This is a genomic window from Flavobacterium sp. ALD4 (assembly GCF_002836475.1).
In the GTDB taxonomy this organism is placed as follows: Bacteria; Bacteroidota; Bacteroidia; order Flavobacteriales; family Flavobacteriaceae; genus Flavobacterium.
This window is the reverse complement of record NZ_PJBJ01000030.1, coordinates 998,200-1,019,265: the sequence shown is the minus strand read 5'-3', so window position 1 is coordinate 1,019,265 and position 21,066 is coordinate 998,200. Positions and strand designations below refer to the sequence as shown.

At 35.8% G+C, this 21,066-nt stretch carries 18 protein-coding genes; 9 read left to right on the top strand and 9 right to left on the bottom strand.

The genetic code is table 11. From position 1 onward, the window contains the following. Positions 1-376: 376 nt before the first annotated feature. The 8 genes from proC to CXF59_RS15135 form a co-directional block, all read right to left on the bottom strand. A complete protein-coding gene (proC, locus tag CXF59_RS13215; protein ID WP_101138220.1) occupies positions 377-1,153 on the bottom strand; it encodes a pyrroline-5-carboxylate reductase in 777 nt (258 codons plus the stop codon). Positions 1,154-1,253: 100 nt separating this feature from the next. Continuing rightward, on the bottom strand, positions 1,254-2,606 hold the full coding sequence (gene mgtE, locus CXF59_RS13210; protein ID WP_101138219.1) for a magnesium transporter: 1,353 nt from the start codon (positions 2,604-2,606) through the stop codon (positions 1,254-1,256). Next, positions 2,596-3,375 (bottom strand): 16S rRNA (adenine(1518)-N(6)/adenine(1519)-N(6))-dimethyltransferase RsmA, encoded by a 780-nt coding sequence (gene rsmA / locus CXF59_RS13205; protein ID WP_101138218.1) that lies wholly within the window; start codon positions 3,373-3,375, stop codon positions 2,596-2,598. Before rsmA ends, mgtE begins: the two co-directional genes overlap by 11 nt. A 120-nt stretch (positions 3,376-3,495) precedes the next feature. Next, positions 3,496-3,807 carry a DUF4286 family protein gene (locus tag CXF59_RS13200; RefSeq protein WP_101138217.1) on the bottom strand — a complete coding sequence of 104 codons (312 nt, stop codon included), beginning with the start codon at positions 3,805-3,807 and terminating at the stop codon, positions 3,496-3,498. Positions 3,808-3,854: 47 nt separating this feature from the next. Next, positions 3,855-5,633 (bottom strand): tetratricopeptide repeat protein, encoded by a 1,779-nt coding sequence (locus CXF59_RS13195; RefSeq protein ID WP_101138216.1) that lies wholly within the window; start codon positions 5,631-5,633, stop codon positions 3,855-3,857. Between the two features lie 75 nt (positions 5,634-5,708). Next, positions 5,709-6,980 carry a serine--tRNA ligase gene (gene serS / locus CXF59_RS13190; protein WP_101138215.1) on the bottom strand — a complete coding sequence of 424 codons (1,272 nt, stop codon included), beginning with the start codon at positions 6,978-6,980 and terminating at the stop codon, positions 5,709-5,711. Positions 6,981-7,316: 336 nt separating this feature from the next. Beyond that, on the bottom strand, positions 7,317-7,856 hold the full coding sequence (locus CXF59_RS13185; protein WP_101138214.1) for a DUF4375 domain-containing protein: 540 nt from the start codon (positions 7,854-7,856) through the stop codon (positions 7,317-7,319). Positions 7,857-8,000: 144 nt separating this feature from the next. Beyond that, on the bottom strand, positions 8,001-8,171 hold the full coding sequence (locus CXF59_RS15135; RefSeq protein WP_198554698.1) for a hypothetical protein: 171 nt from the start codon (positions 8,169-8,171) through the stop codon (positions 8,001-8,003). 334 nt (positions 8,172-8,505) lie between these two features. On the opposite strand from CXF59_RS15135, the gene metG reads away from it, so the two are divergent. The 6 genes from metG to CXF59_RS13155 all read left to right on the top strand — a co-directional run bounded on the left by metG (position 8,506) and on the right by CXF59_RS13155 (position 15,850). Beyond that, positions 8,506-10,563: a methionine--tRNA ligase gene (metG, locus tag CXF59_RS13180; protein ID WP_101138213.1), complete on the top strand. Its 2,058-nt coding sequence runs from the start codon at positions 8,506-8,508 to the stop codon at positions 10,561-10,563. An 81-nt stretch (positions 10,564-10,644) separates the two neighbouring features. Further along, on the top strand, positions 10,645-11,550 hold the full coding sequence (locus CXF59_RS13175) for a DMT family transporter (RefSeq protein ID WP_101138212.1): 906 nt from the start codon (positions 10,645-10,647) through the stop codon (positions 11,548-11,550). A gap of 15 nt (positions 11,551-11,565) precedes the next feature. Further along, positions 11,566-12,255, top strand: a complete 690-nt coding sequence (locus CXF59_RS13170; protein ID WP_101138211.1) for an HAD family hydrolase — start codon at positions 11,566-11,568, stop codon at positions 12,253-12,255. Between the two features lie 234 nt (positions 12,256-12,489). Continuing rightward, the gene (locus CXF59_RS13165) at positions 12,490-13,746 is read left to right on the top strand and encodes an OmpA family protein (protein ID WP_101138210.1); all 1,257 of its coding nucleotides are present in this window, start codon (positions 12,490-12,492) and stop codon (positions 13,744-13,746) included. A gap of 219 nt (positions 13,747-13,965) precedes the next feature. Next, complete coding sequence (locus CXF59_RS13160; RefSeq protein ID WP_101138209.1) at positions 13,966-14,595, top strand: chloramphenicol acetyltransferase; 630 nt, start codon at positions 13,966-13,968, stop codon at positions 14,593-14,595. Between the two features lie 355 nt (positions 14,596-14,950). Then, on the top strand, positions 14,951-15,850 hold the full coding sequence (locus CXF59_RS13155; protein ID WP_101138208.1) for a histone deacetylase: 900 nt from the start codon (positions 14,951-14,953) through the stop codon (positions 15,848-15,850). Between the two features lie 349 nt (positions 15,851-16,199). On the opposite strand, the gene CXF59_RS13150 is transcribed toward CXF59_RS13155, so the two are convergent. Then, the gene (locus CXF59_RS13150; protein ID WP_101138207.1) at positions 16,200-16,532 is read right to left on the bottom strand and encodes a single-stranded DNA-binding protein; all 333 of its coding nucleotides are present in this window, start codon (positions 16,530-16,532) and stop codon (positions 16,200-16,202) included. 191 nt (positions 16,533-16,723) lie between these two features. Between CXF59_RS13150 and CXF59_RS13145 the strand changes: the two genes are divergently transcribed. The 3 genes from CXF59_RS13145 to CXF59_RS13135 are packed head-to-tail and all read left to right on the top strand — an operon-like array spanning position 16,724 to position 21,037. After that, positions 16,724-18,250, top strand: coding sequence for a carbon-nitrogen hydrolase family protein (locus CXF59_RS13145; protein WP_101138206.1), 1,527 nt, complete (start codon positions 16,724-16,726; stop codon positions 18,248-18,250). Then, positions 18,250-18,597 carry a hypothetical protein gene (locus CXF59_RS13140; protein ID WP_101138205.1) on the top strand — a complete coding sequence of 116 codons (348 nt, stop codon included), beginning with the start codon at positions 18,250-18,252 and terminating at the stop codon, positions 18,595-18,597. Before CXF59_RS13145 ends, CXF59_RS13140 begins: the two co-directional genes overlap by 1 nt. Before the next feature lie 22 nt (positions 18,598-18,619). Then, positions 18,620-21,037, top strand: coding sequence for a M28 family peptidase (locus tag CXF59_RS13135; protein ID WP_198554697.1), 2,418 nt, complete (start codon positions 18,620-18,622; stop codon positions 21,035-21,037). Positions 21,038-21,066 lie beyond the last annotated feature (29 nt).

Sequence of the window (21,066 nt, the reverse complement as noted above, 5' to 3'; positions counted from 1 at the left end):
AGTATTTAAATTGAATACTATTATAATTCTCTTCTTTTAAAACACCGGGTTTAATTCTTTAAAATGGTGAAACATCTTGTCCTCCAAATAAAAAATTAGAAATTCTCTCGTAAAAACTGTAAAGTAAATTTTTCATCATAATGTATATTAATTGTTAGTTTTCAATTATTCCATTAGTGAGAAAAGTAAGAGTAGATTAATAGGGTACCACTAATCTACGTTTAATTATAGTTCAAATAAAGTACTTCGTCTTTTTTTCGACGTATAGCATTTTAATCCGATGAACTACATGTTATTTTTCGGTTTTATGTAGCATATTGAATATAAGATGCTTATATTAAGCTACATTGAACGTTTATGTTACAGAAATTTAAAATCAACCTTTTATTTGAGTTAAAGAGGCTTTGATTCCTCGTATTAATGAGGAGCTAAATCCATGCATTTCCATTTCATTAAGTCCAGCAATGGTACAACCTTTAGGAGTAGTTACCCTATCAATTAACTGTTCCGGATGCACTTGTTCTTCCATAAGCATTTCTGCCGCCCCTTTCACGGTTTGTGCCGAAATAGCCAATGCCGTTTTCCAATCAAATCCTATTTCGATACCGGCCTGCATTGATGCTCTAATGTAACGCAACGCAAAAGCAGTTCCGCTCGCCGCCAAAACAGTAGCAGCATCCATTAATTTTTCATCGATCACTGGCGCCGTCCCAAGATCCGCAAATAAAGAAATAACAGCTTGGGCTTGCGATTTTTTGTTTTCACTGAATGAAATACACGTTGCAGACTCCCCAAATTGTGAAGCAATATTAGGCATGATTCGAATAGCATGATTTTTCTCACCTATCTTACTTTGAAGCGCTTCGATAGACAAACCACTCACTGCAGAAGCGATTGTTTTATTCGTTATTTTTGGGAGTATATCAGCCAAAACGACATCCACTTGATAGGGCTTTACAGTAAGAATAACTACGTCAGCTTCTTCAATGTTGTGTGTGTTATCTGAAGAAACCGTTATTCCAGCATTTTCGAGATGGGCAATACTGGCCGTGTTTCTTCTGGTGATGGTAACCTGATTGTTTTTCGAAAATTTAGATATTCCTATTGCGATTGAAGTTCCAAGGTTCCCTCCTCCTATTATATGTACTTTCATTTCTATTTTTTGGTTTTTTGGTTTTTTGGTTTCTGTTTTGAGTCAATAATTTTGGTAATCACTAACAGTGTATTATTCTACAACAATCATAGGCCTACCGTTAAAAGCCTAAAATAATTCTTGCTATTGAGAAATAAATAAGGATTCCGCAAATATCATTACTTGTCGTGATAAACGGACCAGTTGCCAATGCAGGGTCGATCCCAAATTTATCCAACAACAAGGGCACAAATGTCCCTATAAGCGACGCAATTATAATTACCGAAACTAATGCCGTGGTGACGATTACCCCAATGACAATTTTGACATCCAGAAGATAATGACTCCCTACGAATAAGATAACCGCAAGAATTAACCCATTAAGCAAACTAAGAGACACTTCTTTCACCAATCGACTAAATAAGGACCCACTCAAGGTGTTGTTTGCCAAACCTTGCACAATAATCGCTGATGATTGTACCCCGACATTTCCTGCCATTGCAGCAATAAGTGGTGTAAAAAAGAATAATTCTCCATGCTTTAGCATAGCGCCCTCAAATAATCCGAGTACTTTAACGGAAATAAAACCTCCCAGCAACGCTAAAACCAACCAAGGCAAACGAGCTTTAGTATGTTCTAAAATACTATCATCCGCTTCTACATCCTTAGAGATACCAGCTGCTAACTGGTAATCTTGATCTGCTTCATCCCTAATGACGTCAATAATGTCATCAATAGTGATACGCCCTACTAAACGACCCATTTCATCTACAACAGGAATTGCTTCTAAATCATATTTTTGCATGATTCGAGCCACCTCAACATCTTCGGTGTCTACGTTAACGGAGTTTACTTTCCGGATGTAAATATCACTGATATGTGTTTTTGTCGATGTAGTCAATAAATCCTTTAACGAAAGTCTTCCTTTCAATCTGTTTTCATCATCGACCACATAGATAGAATGTACCCGGGAAACGTTCTCGGCCTGGATGCGCATTTCTTTGACACAAGTCAGCACATTCCAGTTTTCATTCACTTTCACTAATTCCTTCCCCATCAATCCCCCTGCAGAATTCTCGTCATAACGCAACAAATCAACGATGTCTTTTGCATGCTCAACATCATTCAATTCAGAGATTACTTCGGCTTTTAAGTCCTGAGAAAGCTCAGCGATAATATCGGCCGCATCATTCGTATCCAGCTCATCTAATTCCTCCGCGATCTCTTTTGCCGAAAGGCGGCTTAAAATATTTTCACGCAAATCATCCTCCAATTCAAGAAGAATTTCTGCAGTTTTATCACTATCTAATACCTTAAAAATATAGGTTGCTTCATCAAAATCAAGCTCATCCAAAATCTCAGCAATATCAGCATGGTGCATGTCACTCAATAAGGCTTCTAGTTCCTTATCGTTTTTATTGACAATGTGCTGCTCTAATTCGAGTATTAAGTTTTTGCTGATTTTAAATTCCATCCGCCTCTATTTTTTGGGTAAGTTCAATAAATTGTGCTACGTCTAACTGTTCCGGACGAAGGTCAAAGATCGGGTCTTCTCTTAAACTATCTGACAAGTTCATTGTTTTCAAACTGTTTCGCATGGTCTTGCGACGTTGTTGAAAAGCCGTTTTAACCACAGTAAAAAACAATTTTTCCCCACAAGGCAAACTGTAATCCTTCTTTCTGCGCAAACGCAAAACACCTGATTTTACTTTTGGCGGTGGAATAAAAACATTCTCATCTACCGTAAAGAGATATTCCGCGTCATAAAATGCTTGTACTAAAACTGATAAAATTCCGTATGCTTTAGTCCCCTTCTTTTCACAAATACGTTGTGCCACTTCTTTTTGGAACATTCCGGCAAATTCAGGAATCTGATCGCGGTACTCTAATGTTCGAAAAACAATTTGCGTCGAAATATTATACGGGAAATTCCCGATAATAGCGAACTGCCTACCTTCAAAAATTTCATTAATGTTATATCTCAAAAAATCTTTTGAGATAATCTTATCCTTCAATTTTGGATAATTTTCGTCCAAGTAAGTTACTGATTCCGTATCGATTTCAATCACATACGTAGTAACCGGTTTTTCTAACAAATATTTAGTTAAAACACCCATCCCCGGCCCTATCTCTAATATATCATCATACCCTTCCAGATTGAGCGTGTCAGCAATGTCCTTAGCGATGCTTTCATCTTTCAAGAAGTGTTGTCCGAGGTGTTTTTTGGCTTTTACTTTTTCCATTTTCTTTTGTTTTACCACAAAGCCATAAAGGCACTAAGTGTAATTTTGATTGTAACTTACTTTTAGCGACTATGCAAAAGCAGGTTCCAGACTCTATTGCCTGAAAACTTAAAACTGAATTTAGTGTTCAGAAATCACTTCCAACTCCGTTCTAAAGGCAAGCATTTTATCTCCAAACAACTTCAATCCTTCTTCACGAAATCTTGGCGCGTCTTCCTGGTAATATTTTTCTAATGTTTCCTTACTTTCGGTTGTGTACTGAGCCGAATAGGTCACACCGCCCATTTCTTCTTCTATTAATACGCGAACTAATCTAGCGGCAGTAAATTTGCCTGTAGCCAGAATTTCAGGAATGTGTTTGTGTTGCATCCATATCATCCATTGGTCATGAACGCTTTCATGTATGTTTGTGGTAACGTTGTATATTATCATTTCTTACTTTTTAATTGTTGATTTGTTTGATCGGCTAAGCGATTAAACTATAAATTAGTATCTCCCCGTAATTGCCTGAAGCTTTTTCTGGCTTCCACAAAGTAGATACTGTCTTCGTGATTGAAAATTATCTTTTCATATAACGGCTTAGCCTTTTCTACTTCTTTCAATTTTTTATTATAAATCTCAGCCGAAAAAAACAAAGCCTCATCAATGTAAATACCGTCGTTATGATGGTCAATAATTTCTTGATATTGGCTTAAAGCCAAATTATAGTCCGCTGTTTTCTCATAAATCTTTCCTAAACGAAATAAAGTAACCGCTTCTATTTCCTGTCCCCTATTATTTTTCAAGATCGATTGAAACTGAACTATCGCTTCCTGATTTCTATTCTGATATAAAAGATAGTCTCCTTTTGCAAATTCCTTTAAGGCTGTTTGTGTCGAATCAGCCGCCGTATTATCATTTATCAATAAAAAATATTCTAGTGCATCATTTGCTATCAGTTGGGTATTGGCTGCTTTTAGCTCCTTAAACTGTTTCAATGCCCACACAAAATCAGCTTTAAAATAACTTGTTTTGGCTGCTTTCAAACTCGCTTCATGCGCCACCACATCATTTTTCAAATCCATCTCAATCTGAGAATAATAGATTAATGCCTGATTGAATTTTTCTTCGAAAAGCAAAATATCCGCTAATTCCATTTTAACCTTCGCAACTCTATAATCATCCAGCTGTAAATCAAGTGCTCTTTTTATAATTGTTCTTCCTTGCTCCGGCTTTTTTAAATTAAAAGCTACAAAATGCGCCTGAATTAATTGCAAAGATAAGGTAAATGGGGTGATTTCATATTCTGTTAACAACCCTTCTATTTCTGCATTGATAGTTGCGAAATCTTTTTCTTCTGCCTTTTCTATTTTTATTCTGATTAGGTAGGTATGTGCCTGGACAAGCAATTCTAGATCTTTGGTGTTTACAAGTACAAAACCTAAAATTTCAACTGCCATTTCCTCATCACCTTCTTCAAGAGCAAGATTTGCTAAATTGACAATATTTGACAGTGATTCCGAATTGCGCTTGTAAATGGCTTTCTCTTGAATGAAGGCTTTCGAAAACTCTTTTTGTTGCACGTAGAACCAACTCAAGTAATGGTTCCAAAATAGATCTTGATTTTTCTGGACCCGAACAATCAATCCTTTTCTAAGTGACTCGTTAAAGTTGTCGCCACTATCATCTGACATGAAGCGAGACAACTGATTTTGAATCAGTATCGAATTTTGCGGATTCGCATACGATTCATCTAGAAAAGTAGAAATCATCATTTCCATGTTTCCCAATTGCCCGTAAAGCAATCCTTTCTGATAGTTAAAATTATATTTTACCTCTAAATCTGTAGCCGTTTGATAGGATTTTAGAGCATAATCCAACAATACTTTTTTCTCGAATGAACTAGCTATGCCATAGACTTCATTCGGGTTTTTTTTGATTCGGTCTATCGCTTGGTCGTAGTAACTTTTGGCTTTAGCCTCATTTTTCTGCAACTGAAAGTTATAACCCAATTCTACTACAAGGTTTCCCTGATTGTATTTGTTAAGTCGGTTTGTGATTGCTTCCTCCGCGCTATCAAATTGCTGCAGTTGCTGGTAACAGTCAATAGTTCTTAAGAAATATTGCATGTTTTGAGGGACACTGTGCAACAATTCCTCATAGCCCATTTTAGCCTTTTCAAAATCGCCTTTATCATAATAATACTGCGCTAATTGTTCGTTTTGAGCAAACGCAAACAGCGAAAATGACAAACTGATGAATAGAAAAAGCTTTTTCATAAATCTCAATTTTCAGGTTTTCAGTTTTCAGTCGCAACGTTGAAGACTGAAAACTGAGACTGATAACTACAATAATTAGTCTATAATATCAAACCCACAGTACGGACGCAAAACTTCAGGTATCACGATTCCTTCCGCTGTCTGATAATTTTCAAGGATTCCTGCAAGCACTCTTGGTAAAGCCAGTGAACTGCCGTTTAAGGTATGAGCCAATTGGTTTTTTCCGTCTTTGTCTTTGAAACGAAGTTTCAAACGATTTGCCTGGAAAGTTTCAAAGTTAGAAACTGAACTTATTTCTAACCAACGGTCTTGTGCGGTAGAAAACACTTCGAAATCATAAGTCAATGCCGATGTGAATCCCATATCACCGCCACAAAGGCGTAAGATTCTATACGGTAATTTCAATTCGTTAAGTATGTCTTTTATATGTTCGACCATTCCGTCTAAAGCCTCGTATGATTTATCAGGATGCTCCACACGTACAATTTCCACTTTGTCAAATTGATGCAAACGATTTAATCCACGTACATGCGCTCCGTAAGAACCTGCTTCACGACGGAAGCATGGTGTATAGGCTGTAGTAAGAACGGGTAATTCATTTTCGTTTAAGATTACATCTCTGAACATATTTGTCACTGGAACCTCAGCCGTAGGAATCAAATATAAATTATCGGTCGCGTCATGGTACATTTGCCCTTCTTTGTCTGGCAATTGTCCAGTTCCGTATGCAGAAGCTTCGTTTACCATATGAGGCACTTGCACTTCATTATAACCCGCTGCTGTATTTTTATCTAAGAAATAATTGATTAAAGCACGTTGTAATCGCGCTCCTTTCCCCTTGTACACAGGAAACCCTGCTCCGGCAATTTTATTTCCCAACTCAAAATCAATGATGTCGTATTTTTTTACTAATTCCCAATGTGGTTGTGCCCCTTCGTGCAAAACAGGAACTTCACCCGCTTCAAAAACGTTTAGGTTTTCCTCCGGCGTTTTCCCTACTGGTACAATATCTGCCGGAAGGTTGGGTAATGTATATAGTTTCTCAGTAAGTTCAGTAGCAAGTGCGTCCGCTGTTTCGGCTAATTTCTTGCTTTTCTCCTTGTTTAATACCGTTTTTTCTTTTAGGATAGCGGCTTTGGATTTTTCGCCGTTTTTCATCATCTCGCCAATGTCTTTGGACAATTTATTAGATTCAGCTAAAATACCGTCCAACTCTACTTGCGCAGCACGACGTTGTTCGTCTAGTTTCACGATATCTTCCACAACACTTTTGGCATCCACATTCCTCTTTGCCAAAGCCTGGATTACTCTCTCCTGATTCTCTCTAATAAATGCAATTTGTAACATAGCTTAAATTTTATAACTCTTGGGTTTTTATCTCTATACAGAAAGCAAATTTAAGGAAATGTTTGAGACTTATCAGACAAAGTTTCCGGGAAATAGCTGTTTATATGATTTAAAAAATTAGTTGTTTCGCAAAGAAGCACAAAGAGTACTGGGAGATTCGCAAAGTTTTAAATCTCCTTTTGTGTAGTTCTGCGTTTTTTCTTAGCGAATCTCTGTGGAATAGCATAATAATAGTCGTTTCGCAAAGAACGACAAAGCACACTAAGAGGGTCACGAAGTTTTTAAAACTCTTTGTGTATCTTTTTTTTTCTTAGCACATCTATGCGGAATAGCTATCTATGCCCTTTTAATCTCGTGCCCAACAAATTCTTCCAGTGTGGCAAACATATCGTCTACCGAAAGTACTTCCAGGTCAGGGTGGGATTTTAAAAAAGCTGCATTGAGTTGCACTAAGTTTTCTTCTATTTCAAAAAAAGCGTCGCTGTTCATCAAATCGCGTATTGGATTTACGCCTTCGAGCTTCGATTTGAAGAATTTATCTCGTTTTACCGAGCTCATCAATTTGACTTTTTTACATTGTTGTTGGAATAACTCCAAATGCTTTTCAGCTCCCAGCAATTGCAATCCTTCTTCGATCAGTTCGTTTAATTCCGCGTTCCACCTGGAATTATATACAAATTGAGCAAAATTCCCTTTGGTATATTGGGAGCTGTAATAATCTAAATAATAACTCATCAACGCATCTTCGTGAATCAAGTCATCGTCAATTTTTTCTTCGCGCATTAGGTTAATCACCGAAATATTAGAGTTGATAACGTCTTGTGGATTTTCGCTATTCACTGCGGTTTCTGAAATAATGATACTTCCGAATTCCATGTGGGTTTTTATTTAAGAGTTGGTTGCAAATTTGGGGTAAAATAATGAGGGATAAAAATGTTTTTAAACTTCCGTTTTTTTAATTGGCATAGATTTTCTGAGATGGATTATGGATAAAAATAGGGTAATCAGTCAAATAAAGCTTTATTTCGATTCGGAATCCTCATTGTTGTTTTTTTGATTCATTTTTGCAACCAAAGCTTTCAGGCGCAATGCCATTTCTTTTTTTTCCTGTTGCAGTTTTGCATTTTTTCGATTTAGTAATTTAGTATGCAAGGCTTTGTTTCTAGTGTTTTTCTCGGGTCCTTTTGCCATGATTTACGTTCTTCTTTAATTACGTTTACAAATGTAAAAAAAGTAGCTTTCCTTACTGATTAGTTAAGCATAAAAACAAGTTCTTTAATTGGAAGCTAATTAAACCCACAATCATAACAAATTTTGGGTTCATTATACAATCGCCTTATTTAACATGATCCCCTAGCCCCGATAACAGTATAAATCCTTATTGTTTTTTCTTTAAACACAATAAGATTGCTTCACCTAGCTTTTATTTACAGCAGAGTTCAGTGAATATATTTGCAACGTATAGCGGGAAATAGCTTCAAATAAAAATTCTATTGCCTATTTTTGCATCCAATAAAATTGAATCATGACACAGAATCCAAAAAGATATACGATTACAGCGGCATTACCTTATACAAACGGACCAATTCACATTGGCCATTTGGCGGGTGTTTACGTGCCTTCTGATATTTATTCCCGTTACCTGAGATTGCAAGGAAGAGACGTTTTGTTTGTTTGCGGAAGCGACGAACACGGTGTGGCCATTTCGATGAAAGCCAAAAAAGAAGGCATTACGCCACAGGAAGTAATCGATAAATACGATGGAATTATCCGTAAATCGTTTATTGACTTTGACATTTCGTTTGACAATTACTCTCGAACTTCGGCTAAGATTCACCACGATACAGCCTCGGAATTTTTTACAACTTTATATGAAAAAGGCGATTTTATAGAACAAGTAACCGAGCAATTGTATGATGCGAAAGCAGATCAGTTCTTGGCAGACCGTTTCGTAATAGGAACTTGCCCAAAATGCGGTAACGAAGAAGCGTATGGAGATCAATGTGAAAAATGTGGTTCGACGCTAAACGCTACCGATTTAATCAACCCAAAATCAACAATAACAGGAGAAACACCTATAATGAAATCGACGAAACACTGGTTTTTGCCTTTGGATCGTTACGAGGATTTCTTGAAAGAGTGGATTCTTGTGGGACATAAAAACGACTGGAAACCCAATGTTTACGGACAAGTAAAATCTTGGATTGATGGCGGACTAGAGCCTCGTGCAGTAACACGTGACCTAGACTGGGGTATTGATGTTCCGGTTGAAGGTGCCGAAGGAAAAAAATTATATGTGTGGTTTGATGCGCCTATCGGATATATCTCGGCTACAAAAGAATGGGCTTTACGCGAAGGTAAAGAGTGGGAACCCTACTGGCAAGATCAAGATACAAAGTTGGTTCACTTTATAGGGAAAGACAATATTGTTTTTCACTGCATCATTTTCCCTGCGATGTTAAAAGCCGAAGGAAGCTATATTTTGCCGGACAATGTGCCCGCAAATGAGTTCTTGAACTTAGAAGGAAATAAATTGTCGACGTCTAAAAACTGGGCAGTTTGGCTGCACGAATATTTGGAAGATTTCCCGGGTCAGCAAGATGTTTTGCGTTACGCATTAACATCAAACGCTCCGGAAACTAAGGATAACGACTTTACTTGGAAAGATTTTCAGGCGAGAAACAACAATGAATTGGTAGCGATTTACGGTAATTTCATCAACCGAGTAGTCGTTTTAACCAATAAATACTACAATGGCGTTGTACCTACACCAAATGAATTTTCTGAAGTGGACGAAGCGACTTTAACCGAATTAAAAGCCTATCCGGCGGTAATTTCCAGTTCTGTGGAAAGATATAGATTTAGAGAAGCGCTTGGCGAGTTGATGAATGTGGCTCGTTTAGGAAATAAATATTTGGCCGATGAAGAACCTTGGAAAGTAATCAAAGACAATCCGGAGCGCGTGCAAACACAAATGTATGTGGCTTTGCAAATCGCTGCCGCTTTGAGTTCACTTTGCGAACCTTTCTTACCATTTACCGCCAAGAAATTATCCAAAATTTTAAAAATAGAAAGTCCGTTGAACTGGAGTACGATTTCAGAGACTTCGGATTTGATTCTGGCAGGACACCAAATTGGTGCCGCGGAATTACTTTTTGCCAAAATTGAAGACGAAGAAATTCAGAAACAAATTGACAAACTAGAAGCCACAAAAACAGCAAACAAAGCAGAAAATAAAGTAGTAGAACCACAAAAAGAAGCGATTCAGTTTGATGATTTTGCCAAAATGGATCTGCGTGTGGGTACGATTATCGAAGCTTCGAAAATGCCTAAAGCAAACAAGCTCTTGATTCTAAAAGTAGATACCGGAATAGATGTTCGCACCATCGTTTCAGGAATTGCCGAGAGTTTTAAACCAGAAGATATTGTAGGTAAAAAAGTTACCGTATTGGTAAACTTGGCTCCAAGAAATCTTCGTGGTGTGGAAAGTCAAGGAATGATCTTGATGACTACCAATGCAGAAGGGAAATTGGTTTTTGTGAACCCGGATGCAGAAGTTACGAATGGCGAGACGATAAATTAAAAAAAAAAACACAGATTTCACTAATTAACACTAATATATTCGTGAAAATTAGTGAAATTCGTGTTTTTAATAGCCTGTAAAATGACGAACGCAAAACCAAGATTAGCTTTAGCTTTTGGAATACTTTGTATTTCTATTTTTCCAATATTAGTTAAACTCAGACTGACCCCTGGATTGATTTCTGCGTTTTACAGAATGGCAATCTCACTATCGTTGCTTTTACCGTATGTACTAATTACAAAAAAATTAAAACTACCTAACAAAAAAATTCTAATCCTAGCCGTACTTTGCGGAGTATTGTTTGCTTCTGATGTTGCCGTTTGGAATATCGCGATTCAAAATTCAAGTGCTACTCAAGCTTCCTTGCTTGTTAATTTAGCTCCACTTTGGGTGGGTATTATCTCCTACGTCTTCCTTAACACGAAACCAGCAACTAATTTTTGGATTGGAACGACAGTGGCATTATTTGGAATGGCTATGTTGGTCGGTTTTAAATTTTTCTTGGAATTAGACTTTGATACGGCATTTCTATTGGCCGTATTAGCCGGAGTTTTGTATTCGATATATTTACTAGTGAGTAAAAAAGTACTTTCTCAAATGGACGTACTATCATTCATGACGATCAGTTTACTAGTATCCACCGTATATCTGGCTGTTTTTTGTGTGGCACTTGACGAACCTTTTTCCGGCTTTTCAAACACAGGTTGGTTCGTTTTATTGGTTCAGGCGTTGGTATGTCAATTGACAGCCTGGCTATCCATTAGTTACGCTACACAACACATGCGTACCACTAGGGTTTCATTGAGTTTATTAGGGCAAGCCGTTTTGACGTCAGTATTAGCTTGGTTCTTTTTAGATGAAAAAATCACATTGAATATGATTATTGGCGGTCTTATTTTACTTTTGGGTATCCGTATAACCTTTTACACTAAAACACTTTCGATAAAAAACACAGTAAGTAACATTAAAGAGGATATTCCTCTATAGTACTAAAAAAATAAAATGAAAAATTTAAAAGTAATTGCCTTCGATGCTGATGACACTTTATTCATCAACGAAACCTATTTTGCTGAAACAGAGCAAAAATTTTGTGGCTTGATGGAAGATTATTTGTCGCATCAAAGTATTTCTAGAGAACTGTTTAAGATGGAAATCGATAATCTAAAGTTGTACGGATATGGTATAAAAGGCTACATTCTTTCCATGATTGAAGCAGCCATGCGTATTTCAAATAATACCCTTCCCATTGAAATAATCGATAAAATATTACAATACGGTAAAGAACTACTTGAAAAACCGATTGTTTTATTAGCTGGTGTTGAAGAAACACTAGAAGCTTTACATGGGAAATACAAACTAGTAGTTGCTACCAAAGGTGATTTATTAGATCAGCGCAGAAAACTGCATAATTCGGGATTAGGACATTATTTTCATCACATTGAAGTGATGTCAGACAAACAGGAGGTGGATTACACGGACTTGATTAGACGATTGGAAATAAAACCATCCGAATTTTTTATGATTGGAAATTCATTGAAATCGGATATCTTACCTGTTCTGGCTATTGGAGGACATGCCGTTCATATTCCCTTTCATACCACTTGGGCCCATGAAAAAATCGACCATGAAATAATCCATGAAAATTTCATGACCTATGAAAAAATGACGGACGTCTTAAAACAATTGCCATAAGACGTTTTTTCCTATTAAAAATCTCATTTTAAATTACCTAACTGTCAAAATAAAAAATTAAATAGCACCGAAAACCAGGTGAATAATTATTAAAAACGTAATACAAAGTTAATTATTTAAGGTTTATCGTTAGTTTTTATATAATTATATTTAATTTTTATAAAATTTACTGTTCGAAATTTCTTATTAAACAAAATTAGCTAATTTTGCACAAATTCTAATCAATAGATAACAATGAAAAAGATTATACTTACGTTGGTTTTTGCTTCGGCATTCGCAACATTATCAGCTCAAACAGAGCCTGTAAAAAAGATTAACCCTGAATTTAACCAATGGTCAGTTGAATTAGCGGGTGGTTTTAACAAACCACAAAGACCTATGAGTGCAGGTACTAGAACCGCAGTGGTAAGTCCTTACGTTGCTGATTTAGGAGTTAGATACATGTTTAACAACAAGTTTGGTATTAAAGCTGACTTCGGTTACAATAGCTTTACAAATGGTGACGATTCAAAAAGTTTCGACACTAAATACTACAGAGCAGATTTACAAGCTGTTGCTAACTTGGGAAGAATCATGAATTTCGAAACTTGGACTAATACACTTGGCTTATTAGGTCATGCTGGTTTTGGTTTAGGTTTTTTAGAAAAAACAGATGGTGCGTACGCTAAAGATAGAGTAGGTAATTTTATGGCTGGTGTAACTGGTCAAATTAAATTATCTGACAGAGTTGCTTTAACAGGAGATTTTACAACTATCCTTAATGCAAAACAAAGCTTAACTTTTGATGGTGCAAATGGTGCTAATACAAGAGGTTTTGGTGGAATTCTTTTTAATGGTACAGTAGGTGTAACAGTTTACTTAGGTAAAAATGAGAAACATGCTGACTGGGTAACTCTTATCGACAAAGATGTATTAGCTTTGACTGACAGGGTTGACAGTCTTGAAACTATGCTGATTGATACTGATCAAGATGGGGTTGCTGATTACTTAGATCTTGAAAAAAATACAGTTTCTGGCGTAATGGTTGATTCTAAGGGTAGAGCTATTGATTTAAACAACAATAACGTTCCTGACGAATTAGAAAACTACTTAACAGCAAACTACGTTAACAAAAAAGATCAATCTACTGCAACTGATAACGAATTGATTAGAAATTTAGTCAACGGTGGTTATATAGCTACTTATTTTGATTTCGATAAAGCAAATCCAACTACTGTTTCTACTACAGGCATTGATTTTATCTTAACTTATTTAAGAAACAATCCTAGTGCTTCAGTTGACATTATTGGTCATGCTGACGAATTGGGAAGATCTGCATATAATGACAAGTTATCTAATGAAAGAGCTGCCAACGTGAAAAAGATTTTAATGAAAGCTAATATCGATGCTTCAAGATTGAATGTACTTGCTGCTGGTGAAGACAATTCAGTTGAAAAAGATTCAGAAGGTGCTAGAAAATTAGTTAGAAAAGTTACTTTCAGAATAAAATAATTTATTCTTAGATTATAAAAAAGCCCTAAAAGGAAATCCTTTTAGGGCTTTTTTTATATCCTTGTTTTTTGACCTGCACCCCACTTTCGTTAAAATTAAAGAAAACATAGAACACGACTACCTCAACTCCATTGCTTACTTCACGAATATCTGGACAAATGAATTTATAAATTAAAAGAATAGCTGTACTTTTGAAAAATAATTTAAGTTACGAAAACCTTGAAAACACTTTTAGATCTTGATAATTGGCCTCGAAAGGAGCATTTCCATTTTTTTAAACAATTTGAAGAACCTTTCTTTGGCGCTACGGTAGAAATCGACTGTACCACTGCCTATAACAAATCAAAAGCGCTTGGAGCTTCCTTTTTCATCTATTATCTACACAAAACATTGGTTGCAGTCAACACCAATGAACCTTTTCGCTATCGCATTTCAGATGACAAAATATACATCTGCGACCGTGTTGATGCTTCGGCAACAATAGGCCGTGAAGATGGTACTTTTGGCTTCTCCTTAATACATTACGATCCCGATTTTGACCACTTTAAAGAAATCGCTTTAAAGGAAATAGAACGCATACAAAGCACCACTGGACTTTTTACCCGCACATTTGAAAACGATAACGTAATTCACTTTTCGGCAATACCATGGTTAGATTTCACTTCATTATCACATGCGAGAAGCTATACTTTTCCGGATAGTTGTCCCAAGATTTCTTTTGGTAAAATGAAGGTTTCCGAAAATGGTAAAAAAACCATGCCCATGTCAATTCATGTACACCACGGATTAATGGACGGCTTACATTTGGGACAATTTGTAGATTCTTTTCAAAAAATCATGAATCAATAAAAAATACGCCTGACGACACTCCTTACTATTGAAAAACGTGACTCTTAAGTTAAAATAATTATTTCAAAAATTAAATAAATCCTATTTGACACCGCAAATTATCCTAGTAAGAAAAAGTATCTGAATTAATGGGATTGACTTTATCATTAAGAAAACTTATAATAATAATTTAAAACTTTACGAGTACAGAATCAAGCGCTATATCACGTCACTGACTTAAGCAGGAGCCAATACTTGTTATAATACATATCATATAACTTATTCCCTCGAATGAAATTAATACTAAATTAGAAAAGATGAACTTTAGTACCTTTAAGGATATTATTACCTTTTTTACTACTTCAAAATAATTTTTATGTTTCCAATTGCATTTCATCCAATATATCAGCATCCTTTGCCAGACGGCCATCGATTTCCAATGTTGAAATATGAATTACTTCCTCAACAATTATTACATGAGGGAACAGCTTTACAATCCAACTTTTTCGAACCCGAAATTTGTGATTTACTTCCTGTTTTAGCGATTCATAAACAAGAGTATGTAAATGATCTAATTCAATTAACTTTAGATCCAAAAGCGGCACGGAAGATTGGATTTCCTCTTTCAAAAGAACTTGTTGAACGTGAATTAAGGATTGCACAAGGAACAATAATTTGTGCTCAAAAATCTTTTGAAACAAAGGTTTCTTTTAATATTGCGGGAGGGACACATCATGCTTACTCCACTCATGGTGAAGCTTTTTGCTTGCTAAATGATCAAGCAATTGCAGCTCAATTTTTATTGGATAATAAACTCGCAAAAAAGATTCTAATTATCGATTTAGATGTACATCAAGGAAATGGCACTGCTGAAATTTTTAGTAAAAACCCTAATGTATTTATCTTTTCAACACACGGCAAAACTAACTACCCATTCAAAAAAGAAACTTCTGACTTAGATATTGCCTTTGATGATAATACGTCAGATGAAGAGTTTCTCAAAGTAATCTCAAATGTTGTACCAAAATTAATTGAAACTCAAAAACCTGATTTCATCTTTTACTTAGCTGGCGTTGACATTTTAGCTACTGATAAACTAGGCAAATTAAACTGCTCCCTTGAAGGCTGTAAAAAAAGAGACGAATTAGTTTTCGAATTTTGTTCACAATACCAAATTCCAATTCAAGTTTCAATGGGTGGTGGATACTCTCCTGATATAAAAACTATTATCGAAGCTCACGCAAATACTTATAGGGTTGCTAAAAACATATTCTAAAAACAGCTAAAACTAGAACTATTTACTTTTTAACTTTAATTCTATTAGGCTTTTTACTATTGCTAATTGCCCTTGTAGTTTCGAATTTCAGTTTCGTAATAGCAACTAAATCTGGAACAACTAAAATAAAAAAGACAATAATAATCTGATGTTCGATCTTTCATTTAAAAAGGAAGGAATTAAATAAAACATCACATCATATACAATCTTGAACTGAATTATTAGGTTTAATCTACGTGGAATACTCTTCACTGAATCTTGTAATAAAAACGATAGTATTTCTCGTTTGAAAGTTAAAAAGTAAATTGCACGAATTTTTTACGCAATCCGTGCAATTAGTAACATCCTCTTATTTGCCTAATAAAAGTACTTCAGTAACGACCACCTCTGTGAGATAGCGTTTCTCCCCGTTTTTATCATCATAACTCCTATGTGTCAACTTCCCTTCTATTGCAATTTCTTTACCCTTAGTCACGAATTTCTCAATGATGTCAGCCGTTTTACCCCAAGCAACTAATCGATGCCATTGCGTTTCCTCCACTTTTTCTCCTTTGTCATTTTTGTAGCTCTCATTAGTAGCTAATGTAAAATTGGCTAATTTTCTTCCTCCTTCAAAAGTTTTGATTTCAGGATCATTACCTAAGTGTCCAATTAACTGTACTTTGTTTCTTAATGCATTCATGGCGTGTAAATTTAAATGTTATTGTTAGATTAAAACCCCTGCCGATTGTTATTTAATTTCGACATTGCAAAGATTATAGGTTTGGAGAAATTTATTCGGTTAACGTTCAATTACTTTCGGTTGTAAATACTTGTAACCGTTTGAAAACGGATACAATTTTTCCTATCTTAGCCTAAAATTTAAACTCCTTTATGCCAGCGAATATTAAATCAATAGAATTACGTAATCTACAAATTGAAGATTATAAACAATTAAAAAAATCCATGATTGAATCCTACCCAGAAATGGAAGAATCATTTTGGAGAGAAGAGCAAATTGAACTTTTATTAAAAAAATTTCCCGAAGGACAATTGGTAATCGTGGTAGATGGCGTTGTGGTTGGTTCAGCACTATCCTTATTAGTTACGGAAGATTTTGCTTTTAAAACACGGTCTTATAATGCTATTACTGGTAATTTTACGTTTTCAACTCACAACCCCAATGGAGAGGTCCTATACGGAATTGATGTTTTTATTAATCCTAAATATCGCGGACTTCGATTGGGTCGCCGTTTATATGACGTTAGAAAAGAATTATGCGAGCAGTTAAATCTAAAATCTATCATATTTGCGGGAAGAATCCCCAATTACGGAAAGTTTAAAGATGAAATCACTCCTAAAGTTTATATCGAAAAAGTAAAGAAAAAAGAAGTTTACGATCCTGTTTTATCGTTTCAACTAAGTAATGATTTTCATGAGCTTCGTGTGCTTAAAAATTATCTAGAAGGCGACACGGAATCTTTAGAATATGCCGTTTTACTAGAATGGAACAATATTTACTACGACGATAGCCCAAAATTAATCAACACCACGAAAAGTGTGGTAAGACTTGGATTGATCCAGTGGCAAATGCGTTCCTTAACTAATTTGGATGCCCTTTTTGACCAAGCCGAATTTTTTATTGATACCGTTTCAGGTTACGGTAGTGATTTTGCCCTATTTCCAGAATTTTTTACAGCACCGTTACTGGCTGATTTTAATCACTTGTCAGAAGCAGAAGCGATTAGAGAACTGGCAAAACATACCGAAGCTGTAAAGCTAAAATTCCAGGAATTTGCTATTTCCTACAACATCAATATCATCACGGGAAGCATGCCTTTCATAGAAAATGAACACGTGTATAATGTAGGTTTTCTTTGTAAACGTGATGGTACAAATGAAATGTATCGCAAAATTCATATTACACCAAACGAGGTTTTCCATTGGGGAATTACGGGTGGAGACACTATCCAGACCTTTGACACCGATTGCGGAAAAATAGGGATCATGATTTGTTACGATGTGGAATTTCCCGAGCTTTCTCGTCTCATGGCCGACCAAGGCATGAATATTTTATTCGTTCCTTTCCTAACAGATACTCAAAATGGATATACACGTGTAAAACATTGCGCCCAAGCGAGAGCTATTGAAAACGAATGTTATGTGGCCATTGCAGGTTGTGTTGGGAATTTGCCAAAAGTAAACAATATGGATATTCAGTATGCACAAGCGGCTGTTTACACCCCTTCTGATTTTGCATTCCCAAGTAATGGAATTAAAGCAGAAGCAACTCCAAACACCGAAATGACCTTAATTGTAGATGTGGATATTAATTTACTGAAAGAATTACACGAACACGGAAGTGTAAACACCATGAAGGACCGAAGACACGACTTGTATAGTTTGAAAAAATTAAAGTAATGAAAAATTGTTTAGAATGTACAGAAAAAATTGTGGGCCGCGAGGATAAAAAATTCTGCAGCGATGGTTGTCGCAATGCCTATAATAACAAAATAAACAAAGACAGCAATAATTATATGCGCAACACAAATAACAAGTTGCGCAAGAATTATCGCATTCTATCAGAACTTAATCCGGAAGGAAAATCAAAAACAACCCGAGCAAAATTATTGACCAAAGGTTTTGATTTTGAATTTTTAACTAATATATTGAAAACCAAAACAGGAAATACCTACTATTTTTTGTATGATCAAGGCTATATGCTTTTGGATAATGATTTCTATATGTTAGTCAAAAAAGACATTTAATACCCTCCCAAATTTCCCAAATATGAAAAAAAGCTTTTCCTCACTTTTTGCCGTCAGTTTTATTATAGCAATTCTAGCAATACTTTTCCTTACCATGATGCCGCAGTGGACATCAGACAACGGCGTACTGCTTTCTGAGTTTTCAACTGAAAGGGCATTAGAAAAAGTAAAAGCAATTTCGAAACAACCGCACTATGTTGGTTCTCAAAATCACGACCAGGTTGCTGGTTATCTACAAAAAGAGTTACAAAAGTTAGGACTGCAAACTTCCATACAGGAAGGCTATACTTTGACCGAGTGGGGAAATTTAGTAAAGTCACGGAATATTTTGGCTAGAATAAAAGGAACGTCTAGTAATTCGAAAGCCCTACTACTTCTTTCTCATTACGACAGCGCACCCCATTCCTACTCCCATGGCGCAAGCGATGCCGGTTCTGGAGTGGCAACAATCTTAGAAAGTGTCCGCGCCTTTTTGTATGCTAAAAAAAACCATAAAAATGATATTATCATCCTGTTTTCGGATGCAGAAGAATTAGGATTAAATGGAGCGGCTCTTTTTGCAACCCAGCACAATTGGGCAAAAGAAGTAGGACTAGTCCTTAATTTCGAAGCCCGCGGTACTTCTGGGCCAAGTTATATGTTAATGGAAACAAACGGCGGAAATGGTGGTCTGGTAAAAGAATTTGCCGCAGCAAACACAACTTTTCCGGTAGCAAACTCATTGATGTACAGTATTTATAAAATGCTGCCTAATGATACTGATCTAACTATTTTTAGAGAACAAAAGAACATTCAAGGCTATAACTTTGCATTTATCGACGACCATTACAACTACCATACCGCCCAAGATGATATCAATCATTTAAACAAAAACACATTAGCACACCAAGGAACGTATTTAATGCCTTTATTGAAGTATTTTTCAAATGCCGATTTGAACACGACAAAATCTGATGAGGATTATGTCTACTTTACCATCCCTTTTACATTTATAAGTTATCCTTTCAGTTGGGTTTTACCAATGACTATTTTGGCATTTCTACTCTTTCTTTTTCTTGTTTTCATCGGACTTGCCAAGAAAATATTAACATTTCAAAGAATTTTAAGAGGATTTATACCGTTTTTAGGTTCTCTGATTTCCACTGGTCTGATTACTTTTATTGGTTGGAAAGGATTATTACTACTCTATCCCCAGTATAATGATTTACTAAATGGTTTTACCTATAATGGTCACGCCTACATTGCTGCTTTTGTATTTCTTGCTTTAGCGATAACCCTATTTTTTTATAGCCGTTCTGCTTCTAAAAAAGTTGCGGTGAATCACTACGTGGCTCCTTTATTTATATGGTTAATCCTTAACCTACTATTAGCCGTTTACCTAAAAGGTGCTGGTTTTCTAATTATTCCTATTTACTGCGGACTATTCCTGTTTGGCTACTATATCGTCACGCAAAAGGTCAATACAACACTAAATCTTATTTTCAGTATTCCTGCCTTGTTGTTGTTTGTTCCCTTCATTCAAATGTTCCCGATAGGCTTGGGATTAAAAGTGCTTTTTGGAAGTGCACTTCTTACTGTTTTGACTTTTGGATTGCTATTCCTTGTTTTTGGTTATTTCACCAAAAAATGGTTGTGGTCCGTTCTTTTTTTACTGATCTCCATTGGCTTTTTTGCGAAAGCACATTACGAATCCGGTTATGAAGAAGGAAAGGCAAAATCAAACAGTTTATTATACATTTATAATACCGATACCGATAAAGCCAGTTGGGCAACTTATGATGTTAATCTGGATCCTTGGACCAAAGAATATTTGGGAGAAAACCCGAAATCCGCTACAGCCTTGAATCAAACCCCCTTGTTCAGCAAATACAATTCGGCCTTTACTTATGCTGCCCCTGCTCCAAAAAAAGAACTCCAGAAACCTACTATCGAATTCTTAAAAGACAGTATTGCAGGAAATAAAAGGTATTTAAAACTTCGAATCTCTCCCAACCGAGCAGTAAACCGTTATGATGTTTTTGCCAATAAAAAAATGGTGTTCTATAATTTAAGAGCTAATGGCGCAACTCATATGAATCAAAAAGGAACCCAGTTTAACCGAAAAGGAAAAAAACTGTTGAGTTACTATGTTGTGGATAACGCCCCTTTAGAAATGGAGTTCAACATCAATATAAGAGCCGTTTTTGATATGGAATTAATGGAAAGCTCGTTTGATTTAATGCAGAACCCCTTGTTCTCAATTTCAAAAAGAGCTTCTTGGATGATGCCTACTCCTTTTGTCCTGACTGATGCCGTAATTATTAAACAAACAATAAAGCCTACTTTATTCATTCAGACTGCTAAACCAATCAGCACTGAAAGCGCAACACAAAACACAACCATTGTTGCGACACCAATAAACTCAACTGTTCAAAAAAAAAATAGTAATAATTGCGAATGATACTATAAAAGTTAAATAATTTTACTCAA

What these genes read in the sequence shown, in the direction of transcription:
- mgtE (WP_101138219.1), bottom strand. Translation starts at nt 2,606, where the DNA reads ATGGAATTTAAAATCAGCAAAAACTTAATACTCGAATTAGAGCAGCAC.
- CXF59_RS13165 (WP_101138210.1), top strand. Translation starts at nt 12,490, where the DNA reads ATGAAAAAGATTATACTTACGTTGGTTTTTGCTTCGGCATTCGCAACA.
- metG (WP_101138213.1), top strand. Translation starts at nt 8,506, where the DNA reads ATGACACAGAATCCAAAAAGATATACGATTACAGCGGCATTACCTTAT.
- CXF59_RS13140 (WP_101138205.1), top strand. Translation starts at nt 18,250, where the DNA reads ATGAAAAATTGTTTAGAATGTACAGAAAAAATTGTGGGCCGCGAGGAT.
- CXF59_RS13185 (WP_101138214.1), bottom strand. Translation starts at nt 7,856, where the DNA reads ATGGAATTCGGAAGTATCATTATTTCAGAAACCGCAGTGAATAGCGAA.
- CXF59_RS13200 (WP_101138217.1), bottom strand. Translation starts at nt 3,807, where the DNA reads ATGATAATATACAACGTTACCACAAACATACATGAAAGCGTTCATGAC.
- proC (WP_101138220.1), bottom strand. Translation starts at nt 1,153, where the DNA reads ATGAAAGTACATATAATAGGAGGAGGGAACCTTGGAACTTCAATCGCA.
- CXF59_RS15135 (WP_198554698.1), bottom strand. Translation starts at nt 8,171, where the DNA reads ATGGCAAAAGGACCCGAGAAAAACACTAGAAACAAAGCCTTGCATACT.
- CXF59_RS13135 (WP_198554697.1), top strand. Translation starts at nt 18,620, where the DNA reads ATGAAAAAAAGCTTTTCCTCACTTTTTGCCGTCAGTTTTATTATAGCA.
- CXF59_RS13145 (WP_101138206.1), top strand. Translation starts at nt 16,724, where the DNA reads ATGCCAGCGAATATTAAATCAATAGAATTACGTAATCTACAAATTGAA.
- CXF59_RS13175 (WP_101138212.1), top strand. Translation starts at nt 10,645, where the DNA reads ATGACGAACGCAAAACCAAGATTAGCTTTAGCTTTTGGAATACTTTGT.
- rsmA (WP_101138218.1), bottom strand. Translation starts at nt 3,375, where the DNA reads ATGGAAAAAGTAAAAGCCAAAAAACACCTCGGACAACACTTCTTGAAA.
- serS (WP_101138215.1), bottom strand. Translation starts at nt 6,980, where the DNA reads ATGTTACAAATTGCATTTATTAGAGAGAATCAGGAGAGAGTAATCCAG.
- CXF59_RS13170 (WP_101138211.1), top strand. Translation starts at nt 11,566, where the DNA reads ATGAAAAATTTAAAAGTAATTGCCTTCGATGCTGATGACACTTTATTC.
- CXF59_RS13195 (WP_101138216.1), bottom strand. Translation starts at nt 5,633, where the DNA reads ATGAAAAAGCTTTTTCTATTCATCAGTTTGTCATTTTCGCTGTTTGCG.
- CXF59_RS13150 (WP_101138207.1), bottom strand. Translation starts at nt 16,532, where the DNA reads ATGAATGCATTAAGAAACAAAGTACAGTTAATTGGACACTTAGGTAAT.
- CXF59_RS13155 (WP_101138208.1), top strand. Translation starts at nt 14,951, where the DNA reads ATGTTTCCAATTGCATTTCATCCAATATATCAGCATCCTTTGCCAGAC.